Genomic DNA, 22,414 nt, shown 5'->3' on the forward strand with positions numbered 1-22,414 from the left:
AAGCCGCTCTCAGCGTGGGCGGCTTTTACGATTCAAACATTTTATGACACCATTCAATGGCTTCTATATAACATCCGTAGGCTTCTTGCTTCGGGAGATTCCCATCTAACATCTCATGATCCCATTCATTTCGTTCAATCCGTTTGGCGACATCTAGTACAAATGAATAATCATTTTCATAACCAAGCAGTGCCTCGCCCACTTCATCAGAAAGTGGCAGCTCTTTTACAAGTTCTGTAATATCTGCCCTGACAAGTGTATCAATGAGAGAAAACATACCTGTCAGCATATAAGAGGCTGGGTGCTCTCGTTCGGTACGACTCGCAATCAGTTCACATGTTTTCGCCCGAATGAAGGACATTTTAATAATTTCTTTTTGACTTGAATTGGCTTGAACATTCAATTCTTTAAATGAAAGAATAAAGATCCAACGCCTAATTTCATTAAAACCAAGCAGAATAATCGCCTGCCGGATACTTTTGATTTGATAAAGGCGTCTCATGCCGCCTGAATTAAGCATTTTTAATAATTGATATGATAGCGAAAGGTCACTTTCAATAAAATGGGTGACGACCTGGATATTCGGTTGTTCCTTGCTCAGCTCATTTAATAGCTGGTGATACGCATGGAAGCTGGTCGATAATGCTCGTCCTGATATCACATGCGGCTCACTAAAGAAATACCCTTGAAACAAATGGAAGCCGGCTTCTAGCGCTTCTTCATATTCTCTTCGCGTTTCCACCTTTTCTGCAAGGAAACGAAGTCGATATTTTTTATAGGTGTGTAGAATTTTTCTACGTTCTTCCGATGTGGTCTTTAGAAAGTCGATTTTTAAAATATCAATGCAATAGAGGAGTTCCTCAAGCAACTTGTCACTGAAATGTGATCCGCTTAGAAAAAAGTCATCAAGTGCAATCGTATATCCCCATTTTTTTAATTCCTTACATCTCATAATAAGTGCTGGGGTAATCGGGACATTTTCTAATATCTCGATCACAAGCTGATGCGGATCAAAATAGGTGAGCAGATCAGACGAAAGTAAGCTTTCGGTGAAATTAATGTAGCATCTTTTGCCTTCTGTCAATGTTTCGATGCCGATATTTAAAAAACTATTAATAATGAGGTCCGTTGTCGCTTGGTCACCATCTTCAGCGCTATATGTATTGGTTTCACTATCTCTATAAAGCAGCTCGTATGATACGACTTGTTCTTTTCTGTTAAAAATAGGCTGTCTCGCAACAAACACCCTCAACTGCTCCAATCCTCCTTTATGCCATGACAAACAAGATGTGCTTTCAGTATACCAAATGATTGTGCTTATGGTTCATTTTGAAGCGGTCAAAAAATAAAAAAAGAGATCACCTGACTTGATGATCTCCTTTCTTCCAACATTAGCTTTCATAAAGCTCTAGTTTAATTTTATTTTTCACGTCATGAATAAACTGCATCTTGTTATCCCAGCATTTTTGACTCAAATCGACTGGATATTCTTCTGGTTTGCTGATTCGTTTATATTCCTCCCAGAAAAGTCCGAGGCTGTCCTGCACATAGGCTTGAATCGTTTGAATATCCGGATTGTCATATACAAGTTTTCCTTGTTCGAAAATCGGGACATGTAGATCCTTCGCCACAAAGTTTGTGACAAATTTGCTGATAAATGTATGCACCGGGTGGAACATTTTTAGCTTATCCTCACTATGAACATCTTCGTCTTCGAGCGCAATGTAGTCACCCTCTGAGTGATGATTCAATTGGTTGATAATGCGGTACACACGTTTACGTCCTGGTGTTGTCACTTTCTCTGGGTTGGATGAAATTTTGATGGTGTCATTCATCTGACCATTCTCTTCAATCGACACAAGCTTATACACTGCACCGAGAGCTGGCTGATCAAATGCTGTGATCAGTTTTGTCCCAACACCCCACACATCAATTTTGGCACCCTGTGCTTTTAAATTCATGATGGTATGTTCATCAAGATCACTTGATGCAATGATTTTTGCGTCATGGAATCCAGCTTCATCCAGCATCGTTCTAGCTTTTTTAGACAAGTAGGCAAGATCACCACTATCTAGTCTGACACCAATAAAGTTGATCTTGTCTCCGAATTCTTTCGCTACCTTAATGGCATTCGGAATACCGGATCTCACGGTATCATACGTATCGACTAAAAAGACACAGTCTGTATGGGTTTCAGCATATTTTTTAAATGCCGTATATTCATCGCGATATGCTTGCACAAGTGCGTGAGCATGTGTTCCTGACACTGGGATGTTGAAGCGCTTCCCAGCACGAACATTACTTGTCGCCTGAAAGCCGCCGATAAGAGCCGCTCTTGCTCCCCACATCGCAGCATCCATTTCATGTGCACGTCTTGTCCCAAATTCTAGTGCTGTCTCGTCTTCAATGATTCCTTTAATCCGAGCTGCCTTTGTCGCTATCAGCGTCTGGAAGTTTACAATATTTAGCAAGGCGGTTTCAATTAGCTGGGCTTCGACAAGCGTTGCCTCAATGCGCATAATTGGCTCATTGGCAAAAACAATTTCGCCTTCTCGCATAGAATGAAGGGAGCCTGTAAAGGATAACCCGCTTAAATAATCAATGAAATCGCTTTTATAACCGAGTTCGTCTTTTAAATACGCTAGATCACTTTCGGTGAAGGAGAAATCCGATAAATATTCAATCGCTTTCTCTAAACCAGCAAATACAGCGAAGCCATTGTCAAATGGAAGCTTTCTGAAGAAGAGTTCAAAAACTGCCTTCTTCTCATGAATGCCGTCTCTCCAATACGTTTCTGCCATGTTAATTTGATAAAGGTCTGTATGTAGTGATAAACTGTCGTCAATAAACCGATGCTCCAACTTCCATTCTCCTTCCCTTACTTAACCACTTTCGCACCAAGCGACTGCTCAAAGTGAGAAAGTGCCCACTCGTGCCCCGCTTCATTAAAACTCGCTACAGCATTCTCGTGAATCACAAGTTCGAAGCCTTTATTGTACGCATCAACAGCTGTATGAAGTACACAAATATCGGTACATACGCCGGCTAAATGAAGTTCAGTGATGCCACGCTCGCGCAGTTTCATTTCTAATTGAGTGCCTGCAAAAGCAGAGTATCTTGTTTTTTCCATATAGTAGACATGTTTTAAATGCTTTGACGTGTGAAATAGTGAACTTAGTTTGCCATAAAGTTCAATTCCCTTTGTCCCGCGAATATTATGGGGCGGAAATAACTTTGTCTCTGGATGATAAGGGTCTTGCTCCTCATGATGATCGACTGCAAAGACGACAAAGTGCCCTTCATCAATAAACGAAGAAGTGATCTCTGTGATCTTAGGCTCAATCGCCTGTCCAGGCTTTCCGCATGTCAATTTTCCATCGTCTGCAACAAAATCAACGGTATAATCAATACAAATCAATGCTTTGCCCATCCGCATCTCTCCCATATGCTCTTTTGACTCATTATAGCTTATTCATTTCACTAGGGAAACCTATTCAACAGATTCTTGAGAAAAAGCCTTTTGAAACAGCTCATCTTCTATATAGATGTGCTCTTGATTGACCGCATTCGGCAGCTCTATCACAAGACCAAAAGGAGAATGTGCCTCATGATGATTCACCACTTTAAAGGAACATCCCGCGGCATTAGTCATTTTCACATATTGAGAATAAGAAGCATAGGACAACTCACCATTTAAAAGAACAGTGGCCTGACGGTTGGCCTTTAATACTTGTTCGACCTCTTGATACGGTTTATTTCGTGATACCTGTCCCTTTGTCAGGGCAAGAAGCGCTCGTTCTCTTAATGAACCGAGAAACATTCTTCGTTCATCGGGTTTTGTTTCAGCATGTCCAAATATCCCTTGCTGCAAATAAAAGTCTACGGATTCTTCTTTCATCGCTGTTTTCACTCCTGGTTTTTATATTTACATTTCTGTGACCCAGTGCACAATCTTTAGTGCAAGTTCACGGGCTTCGTCTGTTTCTGCTCTTTCCATTAAGGAATGCTCGAGCGTATGGATCAGCTGCTCTTTTTCATCCTCGTACGCAATGGAGATACTCCATTCAATATCAGGTACGGCAACAAGCGTTTTATATTCTTTTTTATTTTCATGTAAATATACATTGTAGGTCTTTGGTTGTCCGCTTGTGATGTGTGCTTTTCTAATTTTCATTTGGCTCTGTTCACACCTCTTTTTCCTTCTTACTTCCATATCCATTGTACCATAAAAAAAGACAGCTTCAGAAAAGAGAATTCCCTTTCAGAGCTGGCTACGCATTGAAACTCTTCTGCTGACTAATAAGATTTGAATCCCAAACAAATGTGACGTTTGGACTGCTAAAAAATTGGACGAGGTCCCCTGCATTATAGGTACCTGAACCACCGGCGGAGTGATCTACACTTTTTGGCGAAATGGCAAAAACATCACCGAAATGTGCCGCCCCATTTCCGTACACACGATCTATATGAATAGGTCCAACAATCGCTGGCATTGCTCCACCACCTTTTCTATCCACATCATATGCCTAGCTCAATAATACGTGTATCTCAAATAAAAAAAGACAGCTGATATGTGAGCATCAGCTGTCTTTCTATGCATTAAATGATTGAGGCTGGCCAAACAATGTGAAATCCCAAAGCATCGTCGCATTCGGATCACTTGTAAGAGACATATAATCACCTGAATTAAAGGCTCCTGCCCCGCCAGTCGAGTGGTCTACAGCTAATGGGGCAATGGCCAGTACATCACCGAAAGTAGCTGCACCATTGCCTCCTAATGACTCGATATGAATAGGTCCAACGATTGCAGGCATCAGAATCTCCCCCTATCTGCTTATGACAATCATCTTATGCAAAAAGGGGAGCGTTGTGCATCTGCCCTAGACGTTTAAGTGCTGCTCTTTGCGAGAGCGCTGACGCAGCTGAACCAATCTGACAATATTCAGGGTGATCGCTTTGAGCAGCGCATAGACAGGCACTGCAAAAATCATGCCAAGGATGCCGCCAAAGCTTCCTGCCCCAATTAATAACAGGATAATGGTCAAAGGATGTGTGTTCAGGCGTTTCCCAATGATCAATGGAGAAATGACATTTCCGTCAATTTGCTGCACAACAAGAATGACAATCACTGTCACTACTGCTTTTCCAGGAGAATCAAGAAAGGCAATCAGCACAGCAGGTGCCGCGCCAAGATATGGTCCAAGGTATGGAATCACATTTGTCACCGCAATGATAATACCGAGAATAAGCGCATATTTCACACCAATTAATAAGTATCCAATAAAACAAGCGACTCCAACAAACAAACAGACAATAATCTGCCCCTGTATGTAAGCTGCGAGCGTGTCGTTTAATTCTTTGAAGATCTTCAGCCCTTCCTTGCGGTAAGGCATTGGTAAAAACTGAACGAGCTTGTCCGGAAACTTGTGCCCGTCTTTCAGCATATAAAATAAAATAAATGGAACAGTGATGACAGCTAAGGCAATATTCGCAATCACACCAAACACCGCAGACATGCTTGAAGCAATATTTTCCGGTAAAGCTTTTAATGTCGAAACGACCGTCTGTTCAAATTTTGAGACAGACACATAATCTTGGCTCATCATCCAAGTAAATGTTTTAGAATGCGAAAAGTCATTGATAAATTTCTGCATGTCCGTTACATAACCAGGGAAGCTTTTGACAAGTCCACCGACCTGCGAAATAATCACCGGCCCAGCAGCATTGACAATAAACGTGATGAGTCCAATGAACAGGAGATAAATGATCAGGATAGCGAGAGTTCTAGGGATTTTCTTGGACAAAAATCGAACAATTGGATTAAAGATGAAAAACAGAATACCCGCCAGCAAGATGGGGACAAACAGCGTTGATGCAAATAAAATAATCGGCTGAAATAAAAACGAAACCTTTGTTGATACATACACAATGAGTAAAACAAGTAATATTTGGAATGTCCAAAAATGAACTTTAGATTTTAACAAAGATGCTCCTCCTGTTACGTATTGATCTTATTAAAAAACTACTATTCAACCCACCTTCTGTCAACTGCTTCTTGTTTTTAGAACCTCATTTTTTGAAAAAAAAAGAACAATTGGTATATCATGCACTTTTCCCAGATATACATTCTATAAGCATGAAAAAAAGCAGACACCTATGCGTCTGCTTGTTACACTCTTTCACTGTGATCAGGCATCACCGACACGATTTGCTGGATCCGCACATAAAAAACTGATTTTGCCCCCGCTTCTATTACAATATGATCCGGCATGACTTCCTTCAATTTCCCACGGACCGTATCTTTCACTGTTTGCACAATTAATCTCATACCGACCACTTTCTGCAATGTTTGATAAACATATGGATCAACTAATGAAACAAGCTGCGGACTTCCTTGTTGTGCCATACTACCCGCCCCTTTACTTGTGTATTTACCCACAGCGTATGCATGAACCCATGTGAATGTCACTCATGGCAACCCCACAACATTAATACCATATTTTAACAATTGGTACGTTTTTACATTTTTTAGAAGTATAATAGATTGGTGCTGCCAACAATTTAAATCATTTGAAGAGGTGAATTGTCTTGAAAAAACTCATTTGTATTGTTGCTGTCATGCTCTTTCTATCCTCTGCAAGTTATGTGTATGCAGGGACAATTGGAGATCCCCCAGGGACGCCAGGAAAGTGGTATAAAGGAGAAGAGCCCATTCAAAAAGACGGGTCAAAACCACCACTTGTTTTTGTTCATGGTATTAACAGCTCCTCCTCCACTTGGTCCAATCGAAACGATATGGCAAAGCAGGCTGTTCAGAATGGATACGAAAGCGCATTCATAGATTTGCACCCAGATCAGGACATGAAAAAGAACGGCAAACTATTAGCGGAAAAGCTCAAAGAAATCTATGACGCATTTGGTAGAAAACTCATTGTGATTGGTCATAGTAAAGGAGGGATCGATACACAGTCCGCCTTGGTGTATTTCAAAGCCCATCCCTATGTGGAAAAGGTCATTACGCTTGGCTCTCCTCATAACGGGACACCGCTTGCGGATTTAGCATATAGCAAGGGTGGGGGCTGGCTCGCGCAAATTCTTGGACAAAAAAGCGAAGCGCTTTATTCTTTGCAAACTGGTCTGATGGCAGCTTTTCGAAGTGAAACCGATCAGCTAGAGGCGTTCCCCAATAAATATGTCACCTACTCTGGTTCAGAATGGGGTACATTTGGCGGTGCGCTGTATTTAGGCGGCATGTATTTAAAGAGCTTTGGTACAAATGATGGTGCCGTCACGGTAAACAGCACAAAATTATCATATGCAAACAATATCTTAACAGGAAAATGGGATCACTATTCAATCAAAAACGGCACAAGTATGTTTCCTGTGTTCCAGCATCAGTTGCTGGCAAATGCCTCGAGCGCTGAAAATAAACCTAAAGAGGAACAAGAGCCCGTCTCTGCTGAGCTCAATACAGATGTTTATGTGAAAGGTGGAGAAAGTGAAAAGGATAAAACAGAAGTGTTCTATGTAGAGGAAGGAACGAATGGCTTATCGATCCAGTGGTTAAATGAAAGGCAGGAGACGCAGCCCGAAATCATAGCCCCAAATGGAGACGTCTTAACAAATCTTAAGACATCGGAAGCTTCTTTCCCATATGAAGGCGCATATTCACACCATGTGAAAATCAATAAACCCGTTCCTGGAAAATGGACGATTCAATCGAACTCTGGAAAAATGGCTCCTTATTTGCTGCTTGTATCTTTTGATTCACCATTAAATGAAGAAATTAAAGAAGCTGCTTCGAAGTCAGGGGGTGCATCGACCCATTCAAGCGGTCTGATTAAACGGTTAAGCAAGTCAGTGGAAACCAATTACTTTAAAGACGCACAAAAGGATCATCCAGTGAAAACAAGTAGTTCATCAGCTATTCAATTGAAAAAAGAAGGTGCCTATTCCGTCACGGTACAATACACTGGACTCACTACGTCAGGGACATCTGCGTTTAACCGTACCGTTATTCGCACATTGTATGTCGATCAGCACGGAACGATTCATGGTGACATTCCATATTAAACAGAGCGTTTCATGGGCTGAAGTGCCTGCTGCACTTTCTGATCCAAATCGGCAATTTTTTTCATTGCGAGTGATTCATCTATTTGTCTGTAATGATGATGCCCGCCTGGCTCTTCATCCATTTCATCTGCTTTCTTCACAATTTGTTGGAGTGTGTCCTTATGAAGGTCACCCTCTGGCAAATATGAGTCTGTATGAAGCAGAATTGCAAGAGCAATATCCTTGGCTGCTTTTGGTTCCTCGCCGAGCCGTATGAGTAGTTTATGTGCCCGCTCTGCACCTTTAATGGCATGAATATCATTTCGTCTATATGTCTCGTAATCCCATTCTCCGCCGGCTGTATACCATTCATAATGGCCAATGTCATGTAGGAGCGCTGCTTTCACAGCCAGATCTGGGTTAATTCCAGCCTTCATCGCCAGCTTGAATGCGTGATAAGCACAAGCAATCGCATGGGCTTTTCCTGAACGATTTAAATATTTTTGAGCAACTGGATGGGTGTAAACATCCATTAATGTAACCTTTCTCATGGAAACCCCTCCTTATCTATATTTTTAGCATCCTAACATATTCTGAAAAGAAACTCAAATGTTCTGTTATATTTTCTATGAGTCTCAAGATTAGCTTATGTCAAATCAGCCGGTTTTGCTTGTACAAGACGGAAAAAAGCAGTCGTTATGACTGCTTTTTTCCATACTCACGTGCATCATATACGACGCCGCCAGCTGGATCATCCGCTAAAAGATCAAGCAAAATACCTGCGACTTCATCTGGACTCTTTAGTGTGCCTGTTTCATATAATTGCTGAAAACGGTCAATCTGTTCGAAGTCCTGTTTTGATGATTTTCGAATCTCTCCCTGCATATCTGTATCAATCGTGCCTGGGGAAAATGAAAACGTGTTAATTGGATATGCCTCGTCCTTCTGCTCCTCATGCAAAGTCCTCATAAACATATCAAGCCCTGCCTTTGAGCTGCAATACGCACTCCAGCCTTTATAAGGATTTTTCGCCGCTCCAGAAGAAAGGTGAACGATCATTTTCTTTCCATTAAATGATTGAGTCTGCTGAACAAATACATGACTCAGCAAAACAGGAATCACAAGATTCAACGTATAATGCTGATGAAGCATATCCTGTCCGCCTTGCCCCACACGCTTGATTGGGGTCACTATGCCTGCATTATTGACAAATAAGATGTCATCAGCTGCTGCCAGTGTTTGCGGCACGAGACAATCTTGAAGCCATTGGGCTGCTGCTTTCTCATCTGTCAGATCGACCTGTGTATGTGTAAGTTTCGGATGAGAAATCGGTGATGCACTTCTTGCTGCTGTGTACACATGATCTCCGCGCGCAAGCAGCCTGTTCACAAGTGCTATACCAAATCCTTTTGATCCGCCTGTAACGATTGAAATTCGAATGACAATCTCCTCCCTTGATAACCTTATTTTACGTAGTGAAACGGTACGACTTCAAGCAATCTGCATAAAGAAAAGCCTGCCTCTTTTAAAGAGACAGGCTATTTCTTTTCAGCCTTCACATTGACCTTTGGAATCAGAATGAACATCATAACGATACCAAAGACGATGAAGCAACCAAAGATGATCGGAAGCAGTGCAGATGACTGCTTCTCTTGATCTTCGCCAGAAGGTGTCGATACTGCGGCATCACGAAAAGAGATATTCATCTCTTCCATCATGTGAGCTGATGTTTTGGGCGGGTTCTCTTTTAGATCACTGAAAAGCTGCGGTGAAAGAGACCCTCCCGGAGTTTTAGGCGGTTTAGCAAAATGAATGTCTGTTTTAACTGTTGATGTCTTTTTGCTTTGCTCGTATTTCGTTTGATCCCTCAATATACTTGAGTTAATATCGAGTTCTTTTTCTTGATATTCATTCGGCTTGACGTTTGTATCCGTATCTTCACCAGCAGCAAAAGCAGCAGGAATGAGGAGAAAAAGGGACATGACACCAAGTGCCATCCCTTTCACGAACAGATTAAGCCTCATGAGTCACATCACGTTCCTCCGTTTTATCTTTCCATAGCTTTGTCACAAGTGGGATGACCATGAAGAGAACAGTTAAAATCACTAATCCTATCACACCCATTCCAAAGTGATCTCCATTTCCATATTGGATAGATAGGTACACGTCTGCCACTGGATTTGTGAAATGGAAATTCGGCATCACCAAATCAATTAATGGTGCGACAAAGAAGAAAATAAGCGCCGTTGCTGCCATCCATCCGGCAATAGAGCCGAAAAGGAACGCCGTGCGAATAAAGGCGGAACAAGCCACTAATAGTAAAATTGTAAAAATGGACCACTGAATCGCTTGATCATCTGCAAGCTTGTAAATGTTCAGTCCAAACAAGCTAATCATGAGTCCGACTAATAGATTTAAGATGCCAAACAGTGCACCTTTCACCAGCATCGGAGCGGCCGCATAATACGAGCTGAAAAAGCCTATTAACAAACTACTGATCATCACAATGATCAAAATGACCACTGGGGGTACAGTCTGCGTTTTTTCTTCTGGTACATCACCACTGATTTTCAGCGGATTGGCTAAGTGATTATACACATAGTTGCTGTTGCCTTTATCACTTAATGTGTTTCCTAAAATACCTTTCAAATCTTGCTGAACAAGTTTCGTAGAATGAACATTCTTGCTCCAGTTTTCATTCAGCGTATCCGCTTTTTCTTGGACCGTCGTCACACTCTCTTCAATGTTATTCGTATAATCTGCCACTCCTTTTTGGCGGTCGGTTAACGAACTCATATTTTCAGAAAGTCGAAGCACTTCTTGACCAATTGAATCCTGCGCACTGACAACAATTGAACTGCCTGCAAGGTCTGCTGTATACACTGCATCTCCTTGATCAGCCATTTGCTCCGCAACATTGTCCGCACTTTCAGAAATTGTGTTTAATTCCTGTTCCATGCTTGCCTGCTGAGTCGAAATGTATTCTGCATAGCCATCTGAAAACTTCTGCATCTCATCAATAAAAGTAGACACATCATCGTTTGACGTCAGCATTTGTTTTTTGAGCGTATCCCAGTTTTCCGTTTCCTCTTTTTTGATGGAGAGGATGGACTGGATATTCTCTTCTTTTCTGTCATATAAAGAAGAGTTATTAGATGGTTGATAGACGTTTGCGATCATCAGCTCTAGCTGAGAGAGTTGATTGGAATACTCCATTAATTTTTTAGTTCTTGTTGATTTTGTTTCGAATTTTTTCTCAAAAAGATTGTCATTAAATGCTCCACCAATCGGTGAGTTTCTGCGTTTCAGCTCTTTTACTTTGCTTAAAATAGTGGATTCCTGGCTTTTGATTTCATTTGGAATCACATTATATCGATCTTGTAACCATAGGAACATCTTTTCAAGCTTTTCTACTTTTTTTGTAAGCTTCTCGAGCTCTTTACTCATTTGACTCACTTTGTCTTTTAATTCATCATTATGAGCGGAAGCTTTCTCTTGAATTTTCTTTTTCACTTCATCTAAGCGAGTTGAGAGTGCTTTTAGGTCATCCTGCGATGAATTCTTGCTGCCGGTATCTGGCTGAGCAGGATTTTCATCATTTTCTCCTACTTCCCCATCTTCAGAAGAAGGCGGTGTCTCCTGTTCTACTAATTGATCTGCAAGGTCGTTCATTTCTATTGAAATTTGCGAGAGCTCATTTGTTTCTTCATCTAGGTTAATTCCAATCTCTTCAGGGTTTTCATTATCTTGATCTGATTGCCCGTCATCTTCAGAATCAACTGGAGGCTCAGGCTCGTCCATCAACTCTTGCCTTTTTGCCAATAGCTTTGTCTGCAAGGCTGATATTTTATTTCGATAGTCTTCTAAGTAACGGTCTTCATACTTTTTAATCAGTTCTTCCTGAGACGTCTTTACAAGTTCCGTTAATCCCGTCGATTGCTTAGGAATAGCGTCTTCTCTCGACTTTTGAACAGATTGGATGGCGCTGTCCGTTATGTTTAACTGACTTTGTACTTCGTTGATATCTGTTTTGAGTCCACCCATTTGATCACTGAAGCTGCGGGCATTTTGGTTTTGAATATCAGCGAGCTGTTTGAGCCCCTGCTGAATTTGTTTTTGGTTTGTCGATTGTGCTTTGATCAAGAGGTCCTTTTGTTTGTCTTGATACTGCTGGTATTGATCGACTACTTTTACAAAATCCTTTAACTGGTTCTTTGCTTCTTCTGTCGTACTCAGACCGTCTTTATATTGCTTCTGCGAATCGGTCATTGCATTTTTTAATTCTTCTATTTGTTTCTTCTGTTGCTGAACCGCATCTGATAGTTTGTTTGAATTCGGCTTATAGAAGTGATACATCGTGTTTTGGAATTCAACTTCTTTGCCGACAATATGCTCAAACTCTTCTCTAACATTGCCGATTTCCTGTGATACAAAACTCCAATATAACGTCGACATCTGTTCATTCATTTTCTTCTGCGCATTTTCCAGCTCTCTTTGCACTTTCTCTTTATTGACTGAATTAAGCTGATCTTGAATGGAAAATTGAATGGATGCCTTTTCAGGATGGTCTTTATCATAGCTCAGCACATTTTTAGAGAAATCAGACGGAATATAGAGGACAGCGTCATACTTTCTGCTTTTCAATCCATTTTCCGCCGCACTCCGGTTCACTACAGTCCATGTATAATCTGGACGCTCTGATAAGGCAGCGACGACATCTTGTCCGAAACGAGCGGTGTTTTCACTTTCGCTCGCCCCCATATCCTCATTGACCACAGCAATATTACGTGTGGCATTCTTTTTCTGTTTTGCCGGATCATCTCCAATGAGGTGGAAAAATAAAACCGGCAGAACCAGAATCAATATCATCGTCGATATGATTTTGATGGAGCTTTTTTGCTGCTCTGTCATTGAACACTCTTCCTTTCTACCGCACATAAAGGAACTTGGATTTTCTTCTCTTTCCCGTTTTCAACCAAATATCCGAAACCTGGCTGAATATCTGGTTCTTGTCTTGCATACGGAAGCGGTATGATGTTTTGTTCTGATTTTTTCATGAGTAACATGGCATGACGAACTTGTTTGATTTCGTTTGTGAGTGCATCATAGCCTTTGCTAAATTCGGTATGATTCCCTGATGCGATCAGGCTAAAGCCTAGATGTGCATATGACTTCATGAAATCAGCCAATTGGTCTTGAAGACGCGGATCGATCGTCTGCTGAAAACGTGTAATGCCATCAATCACAAGCACAATTTGAGAAAACGACAACTGATCAGTCTCTCCACGGCGCACAGCTTCGACGTACACCTCTTCACGTCCCTTGAATAAACGGTCTATTTCCTCTGCCCATTCGGTGATATCATCCTTTGTTTCAAGGTAATCAATGTTCTCTTCTTTTGCGTAATGAGAGAGACCCCGATCTATCGAATCAAAGACGGCTAGCTTCTCAGGTTTTGCTGCTAATAGCTGATCAAGCATCAGTTTTGTCACGTTTGTCTTTCCTCGCTGCGTTTGACCGATGATGAGGCAGTGTTTATTCTTCTTCAAGTCAAAGTAAACAGGTGCAACAGATTCCTCATCTAGTCCGACTGGAATGTCATACGGCTGTTTTTGTTCTTCTAAGCGACTCTCTAGCTCCCAAATGGTTAGTTTATCAGGAAGCATTGGTACAGGTTTTGGTTTTTCAGCTGATGCAAAGCGATCATGAAGAAGCTGGATCTCTTGTTTCAAATGCTCAAACAGCTCGAGATCGTTCTCTCCTTCAACTGGCAGGAACATTTGTGCAAAGTAAAGCTCTTCTTTGTTGATAATGACTCGCCCTGGAATCGGCTCTAAGCTAAATTTCGGTCTGCCAATAATCGAGTATGCCTCTCCTTGATCCATTAAGTAATGGACGACCTTTGTTTTCAAGTTGTTCATAAGAGATTGACGGACTGCGTTTACCCGAGTTGCTGTAATCAAGAAGTAAATTCCTAATGATTGTCCATCACGGCTCAGTTGGATAAATTCTGATTCAAGTTCATGCATTTCGTCTTTAACTATGTCAAAGTTGTCGATCACGATGAAAATGAATGGGAGCTTTTTCTCATTTAAGGCGTTGTACATTTTGATATGACTCATTTCTTGCTGCCTGAATAACCGCTTGCGGTATTCAACCTCTTCCCGCAGACGCGTCATCGACTTTTGAATCTTTCTCATTTGATCCATTAAGAAATAATCCGCTGTGTGCGGCAGCTTGGCTAACGGAAGCAATGTTCCGTTTCCGAAGTCATAAATATACGCATGCCATTCTTCTGGTGAATATCTCTCTGCAAAGCTCATGAGGAGTGTTGTTGCAGCAAGTGATTTTCCGTAGCCAGAGGAACCAAAGATCCCAATGTTCCCATCTTCCATCATTTGATAAGAAAGTGGATGCTGGCTCTGCTGATCTGGCTCATCGACAAGCGCAAAATGGAAGACATGCTCTTCACTCGACGCATAACGTGATTTTGGAATCCGTTCTTCGAGCGGTGGAAGCCATGGACTTGGGAGCTTCTCAATCCCAAGCTCCTGCTGCATACGTTCAATTTCATCCACAACAGCAGAGATCTCCGACACTGTCTCTTTTTTGACAGCCGGTTCGGTACTAACTCCTGAAAGCGGAATAAGCCCAGTATCTGTCACAATGGCAATATCATCTTCTGATCCGTAGCCATCTTCCATATACGGCGCACCGCTCCAAGCTGATTGGAACAATTCATAAATTTCATTGTTTCCTACTTGTAAGTAGCCGCGTCCTGTCACGGTAATGGACGCCGCATCACTATTTTTCAATATCTCCTTACTGTCTGACGCATCTTGTACTTTGAGTGCGACCTTAAAGCGGGAGTTACTCCAAATCTGATCATCGATGACCCCGCCTGGTTTTTGGGTAGCCAAAATGAGATGAACCCCGAGGCTTCGGCCGATACGTGCCGCACTGACAAGCTCTCTAATAAAGTCGGGCTCTTCACTTTTTAATTCGGCGAACTCATCAGAGATTAAGAATAAATGAGGCATTGCCTGTTCAGCCTTTTTCTCCTTATAGAGCTTCGTATAATCATTGATGTGATTCACATGATATTGATCAAACAAGCGTTGTCTTTTCTTCAACTCACTTTTAATTGAGGCAAGCGCCCTTTCACTAAAGTTCTTGCTGCCTTCAATATTGGTGATCGTGCCAAGTAAATGAGGAATATTTCGGAACGGCTGCGCCATTCCGCCTCCTTTATAGTCAATCAATAGAAAAGCGACTTCATGCGGATGAAAGTGTACAGCGAGCGATAAAATGTACGTCTGTAAAAATTCACTTTTCCCCGATCCTGTTGTTCCCGCCAACAGACCATGCGGGCCATGTGCTTTTTCGTGCAGGTTTAGATCTACAATGTCATTTTTCCCTTTATAACCGATTGGCACAGATAGTGATTTGGCCGTTTCTGATGTGAGCCATTTTTCACGAATGCCGATCTCGTCTACCTGTTTGGCATGAAATAGATCAAGGAAGGAGACCGTTTCAGGAATCGAATTGGTCATTCCAACTTGATGATCTAATGTTCTCAGCGTTCTGGCAAACAGCTCATTGTCCATGCGCTCATGTGTATCAAGCTGAAATGGAATTCGGACGGCTTTTTTGTGCTGAATGAGAATATCTCCTTCTTCTTCGTTAATATAACGGACAAGCGTCGAGATATTTTCAGCTAAGCTTTCCTTTGTTTCAGCAGCAAAAATAATGGAGATGCCAAGGTCCGTTCGGCTGCCTTCTAAATACTCTAAAATCACATGTTCAGCAATGAGCTCATGATTTGTCACGATAAACACAAAGTGAGGCGTAAAGATCTTCTTCTCTTTTTCTTCTTCTAAATCACGCTCACGTAAAATTTCATAAATCGAGGACAACAGCTGATCACGTGTTTGTTCGTTGTAAATAAACCCTTTGCCGTATGTATGAGGTAGCTGGAAATGCGGAAGCCATTTCATCCATTCCCAATTCTCATACTCTTGCTCATGAAAAATAAACACAAATCTTAAATCATGATAGCTGTGCGAGAAAGCAAGCTGTCCGACAAGTTGATGAAGCTCCTTTTTTACAATGGCTGGCTTTCCAATCAATCCAGTTGGGCCATCGGCAAGACCAAATGTGATGGGTACATCCTTCACTTCACGATAAACCTGTTGCATGTGCTGCGTTTGTTCCATTAAATCATCAATGTCACGATTGGCCATATCACCGCCACTCATCGATAGTTCATAGCTTGACGGGACTGCACCCGTCCCAAGACGCAACTGCAAGAAATCATCACTCACAAGTGTTTTTTCCCAAATTCGGCCGCTAATTTCTGACGTTAAATACTTCATTTGTTCAAATGACGGATAATGATATGTCAAAATATATTGCTGGCGGTCGTAGAGCTCTTGCAGCTCTTTTCGTTTATTTTCTAAGTAAAGAGAATAGACTCTCTGCCGTTTCTCTTCCCGTCTTTTGCGTTGTGATTTCTCTTTAAAGTATTGAACAGACGATGTGATTAATGTCATGATAAACATTGCCATCGACACGACTATAAAGATTCCGCGCGGCTGGACAAGCGCAACAATTCCCATCACAAGAAGCATCACAAGTGGCGGGAGGACAACAAGCCAAAGCCCTCTGCTGTTATTTTCACTCTCCTGTGAAGGAAAGCTAAAGGAAACCCGATCATCTGGCAGATCATAAATTAAACGGGGTGTTCGTCTATATAAAGGATATTTTTGTTTTGTTTCTGTGCTTGGTGCTCTTGTTTTTTCCAAACGTGTTTGAAAGGGTTCATATGCAGTCACCTGCAATAAATCATCATCTTTCAATGTCACCGTTAGAAAGTTCCAGAACAGCTCATCCCCGGCATCAATTCGCTCTGCCCCGTGAATTTTTTTCCCGTTCACATAAATTGTTTCGTCCTGAGGCATGACATACCAAGTTCCTTCGATTTTCTCTAAAGTAAACTGGCTCGCATCTTGAAACATAGGATGCGCTTGTTCTTTCCACACATCGATCTCATCTTTTTTCTCACGTGAAAAAGACAGCTCGACTCTATTTCCTAGGTAATAAATGTGTTGATCATGATGTGCTTCCATTAAAATAAGTGTCAGTGGTCCAAGCTTATATGGTTCATGTGGAAGCAATGTGCCTTTCTTCTCTTCACCATGATAAATGGAAAAACCATCATTCGGTTCATCGGGAGTTAAACGGATGACTCCTTCATCAAACGAAAGTAAAGGGATTGTCACCGTATGCTCTATTTCAGGTCCAATCACGGCTTCTCGATTGAACTGCTCGTCTAAACGGACGGTTTGATAATCCTCCTCATAAAAAACCCAAAGAAGACTCAAACGCTCCACCTCCTCATGGGACAGCACCAACTGTCAGTTGTATCGAAAGAATTATTTTTTCTCATCTTTTTTCGTCTGAGAGGTTTTCTTTTTCACTTCAGATTCTTTCTCTTTTTTCTCTTGATCAGCTTTTGACTGCTCTTTTTGTTCAGCTGCTTCATCTGTTTGGCTTGCACCGCCTGAGGAGTCATTGGTGCTTGTCTTTGTTGTTTCTTTTTCTTCATATTTCGCCATTTCCTTAATAATTGGATCTAGCTGTTTTTGTTTTTCTTCTGCAGAAAGACTGTCATCGTTTTGAATGTCATTGCGATAGGCGACGAGTGCCGTAAATATGTACCGGTCGTCTCCAAGGACACGTGCAATATCAAGTGCTTCCTTGCTATTGCCTTGTCCAATATGAATCCAGAAAAGGAAATATTGTGGATCAGTCTGCAATGTGTATGTATCTGTGATTTCTTTTTTATGTTGATCGAGTAACAGATTGCCTTGATTTGTTTGTACATACGAAATGGCCAGTTCATATTGAAGGGAAACCGGCATTTGATTGGCTGAATATTTTTCTAACGTATCCACCACTTGGCTGTACTGTTTGTTGAGATAATATTTGTTTGCCTCCACATACGCTTCTTGTTTCGGCATCGCAAAAAAGAAGGTATAAATGGTGTACACCAATGCAGGAATTAATAGGACAAGCAGACCTAGTCCGATATATCGTTCGATCTTCCATTTCTTTTTCGGAATGGTTAATAACGTTTTCTCTTTCGTTTCAATCGCTTCGATCTTTTGCTGAATGAGGGCAGACAATTCTTCCAGAGACTGCGTTTCGCTGATTTCTTTTGCCAATTCAGATAGTTTCAGCGTTTCGCTGTAAGCCACATATTCTTGAAACTGGTACTCATGGTCCACCACTCGAAGAATGACGGCTTTGACCTCTTTTAGTAAACGTTGCTCATCCGTTTCATATGGCGGGATGCTTTCTTTGACGCCGTAATGCAAAAATGCAGGAGCTAAGCCTTGATGAAAAACAATGTTTTCAGGAGAAACAATAGGATGCAGCCGCTTCACGTCGTGTTTGCACACTGCATCGACAAGCTGGTATGAAAAAATCCATTTGCTTTTTTCATCCTTCGCATGGATGAAACGAAATTCCTGATAGGCAGGAGGGGGTTGAATAGAAATCATGACCTCATCTTCAGTTAATTGAATCTCTTTTTTAAATGAAGGGTTGATGTCTTTGATCGGTGCCGCTTCTAAACCGTCTAAGAGTTTAATGGTCTCTCTTTGAAAAATGAAGCTGTAGGTGCCGCCCTCTTTTTTCATCACTGCTTCTAATTGTTCTTCTAAATAGGAACTCTTTTTATCTGCCATTTACAAAAGTCCTTTCATAGTATTTCCAGCCTGTCTCCTGTGGTGATTCCACAGTCTGACAGCTTATATTCGCCTGAAAACACAGCTTTCTTATTGACTACTCGCACCCAGCCGCCTTCTCGCTTAGGAAGTGAGATTTGTTTTGCCTGCCAGGCGATATGGATGACTTGTTTAATATGTAAATAATTTGATAGTCTCAAATCAAACACACTGCCATCATAATTTTTTAAGTCGATGGTAATATCGATATACACAAATTTCCACCTCACAAAATAGAAAGAGCGCCGGCATCCATTGACAGACTCGGCGCTTTTTCTGCTTTTCACACTTAGAAAGGAATTCCCTTTGATTAGCCGCGGATTTGGCTGGCGATGTCTTGGTCAGTGCTTTCAAGTGTATTTGCCGTTTGATCAAGCTGATTGCTGACATCTGTTAATAGATCAGACATTTTGATGAATGAAGGCTTTAACTGCTCGTATTGATCAGCAAACGCTTCACTAGAAGCACCTTCCCACATACCTTTTAAATCTGAGATCATTCTATTTAGACGATCAACTTGGTTTAACACTTCTTGACTTTCAACACCATATTGCTTAGCGGTCGCTCTTAGTTCTTCTGGGGTTACGCGAATAATTCCTGACATATTCCTCATTACCTCCCGTGCATAGCCGCCATATAATGGGCTAATCCACTTATTTTTTGACGTTATTATTATAAAAACAGAAATGATACACAGTCAAACAAATCTGTTTTTATTTTACAAAATGAGTCTATAGAATTACTGTATTTTCGCTCTTTATCTAGTATTTAACATTTTTTTGGTCATATATTCTTAATAAGAGTAGACACACATCACTGAATCTTTCCGCCTATTGATTTATTACTACATTATTATTGTACTATTTCTTTTTCGCCTTCTTTCAGCATGATGCGCTCGCTTCTCATAGCGATTTCTTTTTTAAATTTATGGCATTTTGTTATTGATTTACGTACCGCTTTCTCTTCATAATGTAAGTACGTGAAATATTCGAAAAAGCAGGGGTTTTTATGAAAAAAAAGACAGATCCATTTAAGTATAGTCTTGATCGTTTAGAGGATGTGGCAGACCAAATTAGTGATGTGCTCAATTGCCCTATTACTATAGAAGATACGCATCATCGATTGTTGGCCTATAGCACACATAATGATTTTACGGATCCCGCCAGAACTTCAACCATTATCTCCCGCCGTGTACCGGAAAAAGTCATTAATCGGCTTTGGAAGGACGGCATCATTCCTACACTTCTTAAAACAGACGAACCGCTTCGTGTCCCTCAAATTGCAGAGGTGGGTTTATCTAGCAGGGTTGCCATTTCAATCTGGAAGGACAAAGAAGTACTCGGTTTTATCTGGGCAATTGAATCCACACAACCTTTTTCAGAAGAAGACATGGACCTTCTGAAGATGGCAGCACATGCTGTAAAAAACAAATTACTTAACTTACAAATTCGCAAATCGAAAACAGAGGAACGCAATCAGGAACTTTTTTGGAAGATGCTCACTGGTCATATTCATGAAAAAGATGAGATGCTCGACCTATTTTTAAGACTCGGTATCAGATGTCCAGACACGTATGCCATCATCATCTTCCGGCTTCGTGACGAACTCACAGATGACACAGAAAAAAAGCTATCTTATTTACTTGAAACAACGCAGCAAGTCCAAGTGTTGTTAACGACTGTGGATTTTCACGAATTCATTATTCTTGTCTCACCAAAAACAGAGCACCCGCTGCAGGATATTAAACAATTCACAAGTGGCATGCTGCAGCAACTGTCTGACCGTTATCATATCCATCACGTTCAAGCAGCGATTGGTGGAATTTACGATAACATCTCTCATATTCAGCCATCTTATAAAGAAGCACTTGCTGTATTAAAAACAAAGGAGCGCTTCCCTGTTGAAACCGAACGTTTACACAGTTTTTCTGAACTCGGTATTTATCAATATTTAGATGTCCTCGCTGAAAAACGAAGGGGCTCATCTTACTCCAGTTACTCTTTATCAAAGCTGGAAGATTACGACCTGAGGCATCATTCCAACCTAGTTGAAACCCTTGAACGGTTTATTGACTGTGATAGCAATGCCAATATTGCGGCAAAGCAATTAAACATCCACATCAATACATTGAATTACAGATTAAAACGTATTACAGACATTGCAGAAATCGATTTAAAAAACATGAATGAGAAAATGACCATATACCTTGATATGAAGCTAAAAAACGTCCATTTGTGAAATTTCACAAAGAGGCGTTTTTTTATTTTTTATTTCAACCGAAGCATTTTTTAAACATTCAGGATACACTAGACATACAATATGAATAGATAAGCATGGGAGGAATAAACATGATCATCGGCATTCCGAAAGAGATTAAGAACAATGAAAACCGAGTGGCATTAACACCAGGAGCAGCTTCTCAATTACTTTCAGCTGGACATCAGATTTTGATTGAAACAAACGCTGGTTTTGGAAGCGGATTCACTGATGACGATTATGTATCTGTTGGTGCAGAAATTCTTGATCAAGCGAAAGATGTGTGGGCGTCTTCTGATATGATCATGAAGGTAAAAGAACCATTACCTGAGGAATATTCATATTTCAGAGAAGGACTCATCTTATTTACGTACCTGCATCTTGCGGCAGAGCCCTCCTTGGCTGAAGCTTTAAAACAAAAAGGCGTCACAGCTATTGCTTATGAAACAGTAACGGACGGAAAATCACTCCCTCTCTTAACACCTATGTCTGAGGTGGCAGGTAGAATGGCCGCTCAAATCGGCGCACAATTTTTAGAAAAGCCAAAAGGCGGTAAAGGCATCTTGCTCGCAGGCGTGCCAGGAGTATCAAGAGGAAAGGTCACGATTATAGGCGGCGGTGTTGTTGGAACAAACGCAGCGAAAATGGCGATTGGACTTGGCGCAGATGTCACTCTGATTGACGTAAACGCAGAACGCTTACGTCAGCTGGACGATCAATTTGGTCATCAAATGAAAACGTTAATGTCTAACCCTGTCAACATCGCCGATTCAGTCAGCGAGGCAGACCTTCTCATTTGTGCGGTATTGATCCCAGGTGCCAAAGCACCGACGCTTGTGACGGAAGAAATGGTCAAACAAATGAAGCCTGGTTCCGTCATCGTAGACGTAGCCATAGACCAAGGCGGCATTGTCGAAACAATCGATCATATCACAACACATGATCAGCCTACTTATGAAAAACACGGTATTTTACATTATGCTGTCGCCAATATGCCTGGAGCCGTTCCACGGACATCGACTGTTGCTTTAACAAATGTCACCGTTCCATATGCGCTGCAAATTGCTCATAAAGGCGCTGCAAAAGCTATTCAAGAAAACAAAGCGATTGCAGAAGGTGTGAATGTCATGAACGGACATATCACATATGAAGCAGTCGCACGTGATCTTGGCTATGATTATGTGCCTGTTCATCAAGCGATTGATGCGTCTTCTATGACAGAAGCTTAATACAGACCCGCCCTTTTGATGGGCGAGTTTCATTGTTAACTAATATAAAAAACAGGTTGACAAATAACCCTCATCCCCTTAATCTAT

Annotated in this window: 20 protein-coding genes; 3 read left to right on the forward strand and 17 right to left on the reverse strand. The window is 41.3% G+C overall.

The window, feature by feature from the left end:
* Positions 1 to 25: 25 nt before the first annotated feature.
* The 9 genes from MKX52_RS14385 to MKX52_RS14425 form a co-directional block, all read right to left on the reverse strand.
* Complete coding sequence (locus tag MKX52_RS14385) at positions 26 to 1,252, reverse strand: HDOD domain-containing protein (RefSeq protein ID WP_012011110.1); 1,227 nt, start codon at positions 1,250 to 1,252, stop codon at positions 26 to 28.
* Between the two features lie 139 nt (positions 1,253 to 1,391).
* Positions 1,392 to 2,861 (reverse strand): nicotinate phosphoribosyltransferase, encoded by a 1,470-nt coding sequence (locus MKX52_RS14390; protein WP_088000858.1) that lies wholly within the window; start codon positions 2,859 to 2,861, stop codon positions 1,392 to 1,394.
* A 17-nt stretch (positions 2,862 to 2,878) separates the two neighbouring features.
* Positions 2,879 to 3,430 carry an isochorismatase family cysteine hydrolase gene (locus MKX52_RS14395; RefSeq protein ID WP_012011112.1) on the reverse strand — a complete coding sequence of 184 codons (552 nt, stop codon included), beginning with the start codon at positions 3,428 to 3,430 and terminating at the stop codon, positions 2,879 to 2,881.
* A gap of 60 nt (positions 3,431 to 3,490) precedes the next feature.
* Positions 3,491 to 3,898, reverse strand: a complete 408-nt coding sequence (locus MKX52_RS14400) for a YueI family protein (protein ID WP_342490909.1) — start codon at positions 3,896 to 3,898, stop codon at positions 3,491 to 3,493.
* 27 nt (positions 3,899 to 3,925) lie between these two features.
* On the reverse strand, positions 3,926 to 4,174 hold the full coding sequence (locus tag MKX52_RS14405; RefSeq protein ID WP_041815892.1) for a YueH family protein: 249 nt from the start codon (positions 4,172 to 4,174) through the stop codon (positions 3,926 to 3,928).
* 97 nt (positions 4,175 to 4,271) lie between these two features.
* The gene (locus MKX52_RS14410; protein ID WP_012011115.1) at positions 4,272 to 4,493 is read right to left on the reverse strand and encodes a spore germination protein; all 222 of its coding nucleotides are present in this window, start codon (positions 4,491 to 4,493) and stop codon (positions 4,272 to 4,274) included.
* 99 nt (positions 4,494 to 4,592) lie between these two features.
* Complete coding sequence (locus tag MKX52_RS14415; RefSeq protein WP_003213446.1) at positions 4,593 to 4,814, reverse strand: spore germination protein; 222 nt, start codon at positions 4,812 to 4,814, stop codon at positions 4,593 to 4,595.
* Positions 4,815 to 4,880: 66 nt separating this feature from the next.
* Positions 4,881 to 5,984 carry an AI-2E family transporter gene (locus MKX52_RS14420; protein ID WP_012011116.1) on the reverse strand — a complete coding sequence of 368 codons (1,104 nt, stop codon included), beginning with the start codon at positions 5,982 to 5,984 and terminating at the stop codon, positions 4,881 to 4,883.
* Between the two features lie 185 nt (positions 5,985 to 6,169).
* A complete protein-coding gene (locus MKX52_RS14425) occupies positions 6,170 to 6,406 on the reverse strand; it encodes a YuzF family protein (RefSeq protein ID WP_003213721.1) in 237 nt (78 codons plus the stop codon).
* A 182-nt stretch (positions 6,407 to 6,588) separates the two neighbouring features.
* Here MKX52_RS14425 and MKX52_RS14430 point away from each other — a divergent pair, with 182 nt between their 5' ends.
* On the forward strand, positions 6,589 to 8,073 hold the full coding sequence (locus tag MKX52_RS14430; protein ID WP_012011117.1) for an alpha/beta hydrolase: 1,485 nt from the start codon (positions 6,589 to 6,591) through the stop codon (positions 8,071 to 8,073).
* On the opposite strand, the gene MKX52_RS14435 is transcribed toward MKX52_RS14430, so the two are convergent.
* The 8 genes from MKX52_RS14435 to MKX52_RS14470 form a co-directional block, all read right to left on the reverse strand.
* Complete coding sequence (locus MKX52_RS14435) at positions 8,070 to 8,603, reverse strand: HD domain-containing protein (RefSeq protein WP_003212819.1); 534 nt, start codon at positions 8,601 to 8,603, stop codon at positions 8,070 to 8,072. The genes MKX52_RS14430 and MKX52_RS14435 overlap by 4 nt on opposite strands.
* Before the next feature lie 145 nt (positions 8,604 to 8,748).
* Positions 8,749 to 9,492, reverse strand: a complete 744-nt coding sequence (locus tag MKX52_RS14440) for a (S)-benzoin forming benzil reductase (protein ID WP_342491895.1) — start codon at positions 9,490 to 9,492, stop codon at positions 8,749 to 8,751.
* 98 nt (positions 9,493 to 9,590) lie between these two features.
* The gene (essA, locus tag MKX52_RS14445; protein WP_251184352.1) at positions 9,591 to 10,076 is read right to left on the reverse strand and encodes a type VII secretion protein EssA; all 486 of its coding nucleotides are present in this window, start codon (positions 10,074 to 10,076) and stop codon (positions 9,591 to 9,593) included.
* Complete coding sequence (esaA, locus tag MKX52_RS14450; RefSeq protein WP_342490910.1) at positions 10,066 to 12,963, reverse strand: type VII secretion protein EsaA; 2,898 nt, start codon at positions 12,961 to 12,963, stop codon at positions 10,066 to 10,068. Before esaA ends, essA begins: the two co-directional genes overlap by 11 nt.
* Positions 12,960 to 17,435, reverse strand: a complete 4,476-nt coding sequence (gene essC, locus MKX52_RS14455) for a type VII secretion protein EssC (RefSeq protein WP_342490911.1) — start codon at positions 17,433 to 17,435, stop codon at positions 12,960 to 12,962. Before essC ends, esaA begins: the two co-directional genes overlap by 4 nt.
* A gap of 51 nt (positions 17,436 to 17,486) precedes the next feature.
* Entirely contained in the window at positions 17,487 to 18,803 is a 1,317-nt protein-coding gene (gene essB / locus MKX52_RS14460; RefSeq protein ID WP_342490912.1) for a type VII secretion protein EssB, read from the reverse strand.
* A gap of 14 nt (positions 18,804 to 18,817) precedes the next feature.
* Complete coding sequence (locus tag MKX52_RS14465) at positions 18,818 to 19,057, reverse strand: EsaB/YukD family protein (protein WP_003213579.1); 240 nt, start codon at positions 19,055 to 19,057, stop codon at positions 18,818 to 18,820.
* Positions 19,058 to 19,152: 95 nt separating this feature from the next.
* Positions 19,153 to 19,446, reverse strand: coding sequence for a WXG100 family type VII secretion target (locus tag MKX52_RS14470; protein ID WP_003213769.1), 294 nt, complete (start codon positions 19,444 to 19,446; stop codon positions 19,153 to 19,155).
* A 404-nt stretch (positions 19,447 to 19,850) separates the two neighbouring features.
* On the opposite strand from MKX52_RS14470, the gene MKX52_RS14475 reads away from it, so the two are divergent.
* Positions 19,851 to 21,080, forward strand: a complete 1,230-nt coding sequence (locus MKX52_RS14475; RefSeq protein ID WP_012011124.1) for a PucR family transcriptional regulator — start codon at positions 19,851 to 19,853, stop codon at positions 21,078 to 21,080.
* Between the two features lie 110 nt (positions 21,081 to 21,190).
* Entirely contained in the window at positions 21,191 to 22,327 is a 1,137-nt protein-coding gene (ald, locus tag MKX52_RS14480; protein ID WP_044140831.1) for an alanine dehydrogenase, read from the forward strand.
* The last annotated feature ends 87 nt before the right edge of the window (positions 22,328 to 22,414 follow it).

The sequence above is a fragment of the Bacillus sp. FSL R5-0422 genome (assembly GCF_038610765.1).
Taxonomy (GTDB): domain Bacteria; phylum Bacillota; class Bacilli; order Bacillales; family Bacillaceae; genus Bacillus; species Bacillus pumilus_O.